8 protein-coding genes and 1 pseudogene are annotated in these 7,174 nt (G+C 43.9%); 7 read left to right on the top strand and 2 right to left on the bottom strand.

The features are described from left to right. Positions 1-90: 90 nt before the first annotated feature. On the bottom strand, positions 91-456 hold the full coding sequence (locus V7K25_RS27335) for an IS1-like element transposase (protein WP_335162442.1): 366 nt from the start codon (positions 454-456) through the stop codon (positions 91-93). 170 nt (positions 457-626) lie between these two features. Here V7K25_RS27335 and nifH point away from each other — a divergent pair, with 170 nt between their 5' ends. From nifH to nifV, 4 genes are all read left to right on the top strand, one after another. Beyond that, positions 627-1,541: a nitrogenase iron protein gene (gene nifH, locus V7K25_RS27340; RefSeq protein ID WP_335162454.1), complete on the top strand. Its 915-nt coding sequence runs from the start codon at positions 627-629 to the stop codon at positions 1,539-1,541. A 166-nt stretch (positions 1,542-1,707) separates the two neighbouring features. Continuing rightward, a complete protein-coding gene (locus V7K25_RS27345) occupies positions 1,708-2,094 on the top strand; it encodes a hypothetical protein (protein WP_335162444.1) in 387 nt (128 codons plus the stop codon). A gap of 251 nt (positions 2,095-2,345) precedes the next feature. After that, positions 2,346-3,596, top strand: a complete 1,251-nt coding sequence (locus tag V7K25_RS27350) for a substrate-binding domain-containing protein (protein WP_335162446.1) — start codon at positions 2,346-2,348, stop codon at positions 3,594-3,596. A gap of 212 nt (positions 3,597-3,808) precedes the next feature. Beyond that, positions 3,809-4,927, top strand: coding sequence for a homocitrate synthase (nifV, locus tag V7K25_RS27355; protein WP_335162456.1), 1,119 nt, complete (start codon positions 3,809-3,811; stop codon positions 4,925-4,927). Positions 4,928-4,929: 2 nt separating this feature from the next. On the opposite strand, the gene V7K25_RS27360 is transcribed toward nifV, so the two are convergent. After that, complete coding sequence (locus V7K25_RS27360; RefSeq protein WP_335162448.1) at positions 4,930-5,088, bottom strand: hypothetical protein; 159 nt, start codon at positions 5,086-5,088, stop codon at positions 4,930-4,932. Here V7K25_RS27360 and V7K25_RS31715 point away from each other — a divergent pair. From V7K25_RS31715 to V7K25_RS27375, 3 genes and pseudogenes are all read left to right on the top strand, one after another. Continuing rightward, positions 5,060-5,200, top strand: a pseudogene (locus V7K25_RS31715) (CopG family transcriptional regulator); the annotation flags it as partial. The gene V7K25_RS27360 and the pseudogene V7K25_RS31715 sit on opposite strands and share 29 nt — an antisense overlap. A gap of 373 nt (positions 5,201-5,573) precedes the next feature. Continuing rightward, positions 5,574-6,284 carry a 2OG-Fe(II) oxygenase gene (locus V7K25_RS27370; protein ID WP_335162450.1) on the top strand — a complete coding sequence of 237 codons (711 nt, stop codon included), beginning with the start codon at positions 5,574-5,576 and terminating at the stop codon, positions 6,282-6,284. A 122-nt stretch (positions 6,285-6,406) separates the two neighbouring features. After that, the coding region (locus V7K25_RS27375) for an NADPH-dependent oxidoreductase (RefSeq protein WP_335162452.1) at positions 6,407-7,174 on the top strand (768 nt) is incomplete at its 3' end.

The following is a 7,174-nucleotide window of genomic DNA, read 5'->3' on the forward strand; positions in this document are numbered from 1 at the left end:
ACTAATTGTAACCACGAATACTCTTTGTAAATTAATTGATCAGCGCAAGTAAATTGGCCAGATGTATGATATTCTTTATTTATAGGGAATCTAAAACCAGAATAAAAACTCCTTAGATTCCTTTGAAGTGAGTATCAGACCAGCCTCATCAGTTATTGGTGATGGCATAACGTTAATCGAAGTGGAGCAAAACCGCCTAAAAATCGGTTTTTCGTTTGGCGAAGCCATTACCATAGCGTAGGCTGGACTGATTTTTTTATGTATCTTCTTTGCAGCGAAAATAATACTTGTCTTGCTGTGAGTAAACAGAAATTTCTCATTCATCTGCCGTATCTGTTGGAAGTTTTTTGTATTTTTGGTGACAGGATTGGAACTAATTTTTAGCACCCTTGTTGTATCTCGCATCCCGCTAATATTTACTGCCATATCTGTAAGAAGCTGTTTAACTTCTAGCAAATAACTGCAATATTTATAGTGCTGGATAGACGGTTAATGTCCACTATCTAACAGCATCAATTCAGTCACAAACTGGGTAGTAAATACTTTCAAGAATTACAACTCCAATTTGATTCAATACTCTACTTGATTACACTATAATCTGGGAGCCAAATTAATAAGTCTGCGCCATTATTGAGGTTTTTATGCGGAAAATCGCTATTTATGGAAGAGGGGGAGTTGGCAAGTCCACAACAACTCAAAATGTAGTGGCTGGACTCACTGATCTGGATCGTAAGGTGATGGTTGTAGGGTGTGACTCAAAAGCAGACTCCACCCGGCTCCTCTTGGGGGGATTCCACCAGAAGATTGTACTCGACACGTTGCGTAAAGAAGAAGATGATGATTTGAATCTAGAAGACTTCCGCCAGGTGGGATGGGGGAAGACGCTGTGTGTGGAATCGGGTGGGCCGGAACCTGGTGTAGGATGTGCAGGTAGAGGCATTCTGACATCAATTGGGTTGCTGGAACAACTTGGTGCTTATGATGATGCAGTTAGACTTGATTATACATTTTATGACGGTCTGGGGGACGTGGTATGCGGTGGATTTGTCATGCCCATTCGTGAACGCAAAGCTCAAGAAGTTTACATTATCACTTCTGGGGAAATTATGGCAATGTATACCGTCAACAACATCTGCCGAAGTATTCAAAAGTATGCACCCATAGGCGGTATACGTCTGGGAGGATTGATTTGCAACTCTCGCAAAGTCGATGAGGAAGATGATTTGATCAACGCTCTGGCAGAGAAACTGGGGACTCAAATGATCTACTCCATACCCAGAGACAATATGGTGCAGCAAGCAGAGTTCCACCGCAAGACGGTGATTGAGTATGCTCCTGAGTCTGAACAGGCGCAGCACTATCGCAACCTAGCAATGGCAATTGACCAGAATACAGATTTTGTCACTCCGAAATCTATGTCTAACGATCAGCTAGAGGAACTGCTGGTACAGTTTGGGTTGTTTAGACACCTCCAAACATTAGGTATCACCTCAAGCTCCACAAAGGTTGCAGATTCATTTTCGGAGATACCTCTTGAATAGGACGATGCAGTAGGGGTTATCCCTCATACAAAGTGTCTGGAGCAATTGGCGATCTCTGACTCGAAAAAGCAGAAAAAACTGCGTAAACTTCTTACCACCATTTGAGAAATCGGCGTTCTGAACCACGCCAAAATTCGTCTACCTCATTGAAGGAGGAGAACTCATTATGTTGACCGAAGAGGTTTTAGTCGAAAAATTTATCACCGTAGTCAAGGAACGCTGCGCCAAAGTAGGTGAGTTGCTCCAGTACTGCCACGTCGAACTCGTAAACTCTTACTGGGGCTGCCCTCCAAAACTTATACAACATTTTGTTGTTTATTATCCGAATATGCTGTTTGCCTCAATTAATGACAACAAAGATGTTTTCAGAGGCGTTGCTCAAGATTTAGGGATATGTCAGGCTGTTTGCATAAATGCCACACGCATTATTCGCGATCCCGCCTCAAGGTTGAAGGAAAAGAACCCGATCTTATGGTTGGAACTTCAGTGGGTGGCAGTACCAACTAAAAAAGGCAATTGGCATCTAGATCAGGATTTACCGCACTCGGACTAAGTTTTTTTTGGTGACGTAGCTTGCCACCGTTGGCGATGCCTAGGTTGGCAAGCTACGCTAAATCACTAAAATAGTATCCAAAAATGCAAGTATTCTAGCAATATGTATGCTATGCTTGCAGAAAATAAGCAAAATTGTCAAAACATCAATATGTCTGACAACAAAACGGCAAACACTAGAAAACTTTGCTATTGACCCAACAAATTTAAGTTTATCTGCTGTGGCTTTTTCTAACGGAGATATACAGCCTCATGAAACTGGATGTGAATCTTTGCAATAACCTGAAGTCAATTAGAACTCGCTTGGGTATGAGTCAGCAAGAATTAGCTAATATAGCTGGCGTAACTCGTCAGAGTATTGGTGGTGTGGAATTGGGACAATATGCTCCTTCTGTTGCTATGTCACTGCGTTTAGCCAAAGCTCTTGGCTGCCAAGTCGAGGACTTATTCTGGTTTGAAGAAGATTTACCAGAAGTTGAGGCAATTCTTACGGGATCAGTCCCTAAGCAACAGCGATCGCGAGTTAGTCTAGCGCGGGTTGGGGATCAATGGATAGCTTATCCCCTCGTTGGGAATGATGCTTTTCGGATCGAAATGATTCCAGCTGATGGTGAGACGCTTGCAGCGATCTACCCTGATGCTAAGGAATCCGTAAGGGTGGAAGAGTTACCCAGCATCAGCAAATTGCCATTAGCGTCAGAAGTAGCTAGTGATGAGCGTCAATCGGAGGGTGAAGCACAAAACCAAAACGTTACAAATAAAGTCCTGGTTCGGATTCTGGATGATATAGACAAACTACACAATACAGTTGTGATTGCTGGTTGTACACCTGTGCTTTCCCTCTTGGCAAGAGCAACTGAACGTTGGCATCCGCAACTGCGAATTCATTATCGTTTCGCCCACAGCAAGGCTGCATTGCATAGTCTGTGCAAAGGTGAAGTTCATATTGCAGGAATGCACTTATACGATCCCAAAACTGGGGAACATAACATTCCCTTTGTGCGGGAAGCCTTAACAGGCAAGAGTGCCGTTTTGATTACCCTTGGAGTTTGGGAAGAAGGTTTGTTAGTCCCACCAGGAAACCCAAGGGGAATTAAAACAGTTTCCGACTTAGTAGAATTTGGAGCAACTATTGTCACCCATGAAGCGGGTTCTGGCGGTCAGATGCTTTTAGAACGGAAACTCCAAGAAGAAGGAGTGCCATCCCAGACTGTGAAAGGATTTACCCATATCGTCCACAGCCATCAAGATGTTGCCTTATCTGTAGTCTCAGGAATTGCTGATGCAGGGATTAGTACGGCATCTATAGCTGCTGCTTTTGGGTTGGGATTTATCCCCCTTCATAGTGCGCGATACGACTTGGTGATTATTAAAGAATACTTGCAAGAAGAACCAGTAAAACAGTTCCTCAGTATCTTGGGACATCAGCTAGTGCGATCGCAATTAGAGATTCTCGGCGGCTATGACACTAGCAAGATTGGGGAAGTTGTAGCAAATATTTAAATAATTCGTAATTCGTAATTCGTAATTTGTAATTACGCACGCAGACTCGCTTTTCGCGTCGCTAACGTAATTCGTAATTATTAACCCACGGCTAAGAAATATGTCTTTTACTTTCCACAACTCAAGTTAGCTGCTGTGCATTTCAATTATGAATTACTCAAGCAAATCAAAATCACCCAACAAGTTAGCTGATCATGAATCATGACTTCACGATGAATAAACATCCAGTTCAGATTAACGATACAACCTTGCGAGATGGCGAACAAGCCGCAGGTGTAGCCTTTAATGTTGAAGAAAAAATTGCGATCGCCACTTTTCTTGATGCCATTGGTGTTCCAGAATTGGAAATTGGCGTTCCGGCAATGGGACAAGAAGAAGCAGAGTCGATCCGAGCGATCGCTAATCTGGGATTAAATGCCCAGTTACTTGGCTGGAACCGTGCTAAATTGTCCGATATCCAGGCATCTATAGATTGTGGTTTGGAACGGGTGCATATTTCCGTTCCCGTCTCAGAAATTCAGATTGCCGCCAAGTTTGGGGGTAAGCAGCAGGTAATGCTGGATCTTTTGCGGGATGCGATTAATTTTGCTTGCGATCGCGGTTTAGCTGTATCTGTTGGCGGAGAAGATTCTTCCAGAGCCGATCCATCTTTTCTATTGGATGTAGCGTTTTATGCTCAAGAGTTGGGAGCTTTCCGGTTTCGCTTTTGTGACACTGTAGGAATTCTCGACCCTCTGAACACTTACAGCAAAGTTCGCTCCCTTGTGCATCATCTATTCATTCCCATAGAAATGCACACGCATAATGATTTTGGACTGGCAATGGCGAACTCGCTAGCTGGTATTGAAGCAGGAGCGCGATCGGTTAACACTACAGTAAATGGGATTGGTGAACGCGCAGGTAATGCGGCGTTGGAAGAAATGGTGATGGCACTGAAACACCTTTACAACATCCCAACAGGTATTAATACAAAACGGTTGCTGGAACTATCGCGATTAGTTGCTAAAGCTGCCAATTGGCCGGTTCCTCCCTGGAAAGCGATCGTGGGTGAAAATACTTTTGCACACGAGTCAGGGATTCATGCTCATGGTGTGTTGCAAAATCCCGGTACTTACGAACCTTTTGCGCCGGAAGATGTTGGTTGGGAACGTCGCCTTGTTGTAGGCAAACATTCCGGTCGGCATCTGATCATCAGTGTGCTGCAAGAACATGGAATCATACTCAGTCAGCCAGAAATTCAATCAGTGCTGGATGCTGTAAAGCATGAGTCAGTAAAAGTTAAGCGCAGTCTCACTGTTGAAGAACTCCTGAGTTTTGTTCCCCAAAGGTGAACTTAATGGGGAGTCGGGAGGGTTAAGAAAGCATCACAATTCCGTCTCTGGTTAGCGTAGGCGCAGCCCGCCGCAGGCATCGCAGTTATTGTACCAACTGCTAGAATATTACCAATTATGTTGGTAATAGCTATGCCGAGAAAAGAGCAAGGATGGATCACTTTTCAATTGTCTCCAGAAGAACGGCAACTTCTAGAGCAGTAGTGCAAGCGGTTCCAACGCACTAAGACTGATGTTTTCCGCTCCCTGTTGCGTAGTCTCCAAGGACAATCACTCAAACAGCAGGGAAAGCAGTTTGATCCTGGAGAGGTTGATCTGGACTTATTTTGAGCAGTGGTGAAGAACCGCTATCGGTAAAGCGAGTTGTCTTGCACCTAAACAAATTTGCAATGAGGTTGGTAATCCCTCTGAAATTGTAAAAAAGCGTTCAAGTTCAAAAGTTGGCTATGACAAATCCTACAAAATTATTGCGATCGGGATGGGGGATCTGGGACTGGGTACTGGGCAAGAAAATATGAGTAAGTTCTGTTAGGGTCTGAATCTCCATCTAAATCTTCCCAGTCCCTAGTCCCCAGCCCCTAGTTCAATACCACTTGATGTCCAGGGTAATCATGATTGGTTAATTCTACTAAAGGTTTTTTCTACCATGCTTAATTTTGATTCCATTCGTACCACAGCAATGCAAAAAGTCCCATACAATTGGGCTTTGATCAAAAACCTGCTTTCACCAGAAGCAAGTTTAGAACTAACTGCGAGTTTTCCCCACGAAGAGTTTCGCCTGTCGGAGGGAGAGGGATATGGATATTCTTGGGGAAAGATGCTTGCTACTAGCGAGGATATTTCCTTGATGCTCAAATCTAGCGATAATCGCTGGCGAGAGCGGATGGCACAAGGCAGACTTACTTATGACTTGAGACACCTGAGTAGAGTTTGGCGACAGTTGATAGAAGGATTGTGGACAGATTCTTACCGCAAAGCCATAGCTGAAATGTCTGGGTTGGAACTAAAGGACTGTGTAATGGATATTGGATTTCGCCGATATAGCTCAGGACAGTTGCATCACCCTCATACAGACGAGCTGAACAAAGTTTTGACTCATCTGCTATTTTTCAATCAACAATGGTCTGTAGAGTGGGGAGGCTGTTTGCGAATTCTCAAAGACTCCCAGCCGGAATCTGCCTTCCAAGATATTCTACCCCTTAGTGATTCCTCAGTTGCGATCGCACGTTCTGACAATTCTTGGCATACGGTAACTCCGCTTACTTGTCCTGCATCTGAGTATCGGCTAGCCTTACGAGTTGCTTTTTTTCGGAACGATCTAACTTCAGATTTTGGAGAAACCCAGCTAGCTGCGTAGCAATTAAGTATTTTCTCTCTACTTTTGTCAGAAAATCAGCCTCCTGATTTTCTGATTCTTCCTTTTCGTTGTTGGTAATCCCTCTGAAATCGTCAAAAAGCGTTCAGGTTCAAAAGCTTACTATGACTAATCCTACAGAACTACTGCGATCGCGCTACGGTGAAGTTCCCTTCAATCACGAAATTGACTGGAACGATTCTCTAGAAACGCTAATAGCCCACCGTTCAGTCCGGTCTTATCTATCCGATCCTTTACCACCAGGAACCCTAGAATGGCTAGTTGCTGCTGCTCAATCTGCTCCTAGTTCAGCTAATATGCAAACCTGGAGTGTAGTAGCAGTTGAAGACCAAGAACGCAAAGCAGAATTATGCAGGCTGGCTAATAATCAAGTATGGATTAACCAAGCTCCCGTATTCTTCATTTGGTTAGCAGATTTAGGTCGTCTAGCTCATGTTGCCCTAAGTCGCGGACTAACTCCTGTAGCTCTGGATTACGTAGAACTGTTGGTTAAAGCCATAGTCGATGCTTCAGTCGCAGCGCAAAATGCGACTGTAGCGGCTGAATCTATTGGTTTGGGAACAGTATATATCGGCGCACTTCGCAAAAGCACCCAAGAGGTAGCTACGTTATTGAATTTGCCACCTTTTGTCTTCCCTATATTTGGGTTTTGTGTAGGCTATCCCAATCCTGAAGCACAACCTGTTGTTAAGCCGCGCCTACCTCAGTCAGCTGTATTCCACCGGGAAACCTATAAATTGGCAGAGCAAGATGAAGCCATTGCTCACTACAATGATATCATGAAAGAGTTCTACACTGAACAAAAGATGAATGTCCCTGGTGATTGGTCGCAACATTCAGCCGAGCGAATAGCCACTTTAGACTATTTAAAA

Source organism: Nostoc sp. (genome assembly GCF_036919495.1).
Classification (GTDB): Bacteria; Cyanobacteriota; Cyanobacteriia; order Cyanobacteriales; family Nostocaceae; genus Nostoc.

Coding starts and splice junctions, on each gene's coding strand:
- V7K25_RS27345 (WP_335162444.1), top strand. CDS start 1,708: ATGTTGACCGAAGAGGTTTTAGTCGAAAAATTTATCACCGTAGTCAAG.
- V7K25_RS27350 (WP_335162446.1), top strand. CDS start 2,346: ATGAAACTGGATGTGAATCTTTGCAATAACCTGAAGTCAATTAGAACT.
- nifV (WP_335162456.1), top strand. CDS start 3,809: ATGAATAAACATCCAGTTCAGATTAACGATACAACCTTGCGAGATGGC.
- V7K25_RS27370 (WP_335162450.1), top strand. CDS start 5,574: ATGCTTAATTTTGATTCCATTCGTACCACAGCAATGCAAAAAGTCCCA.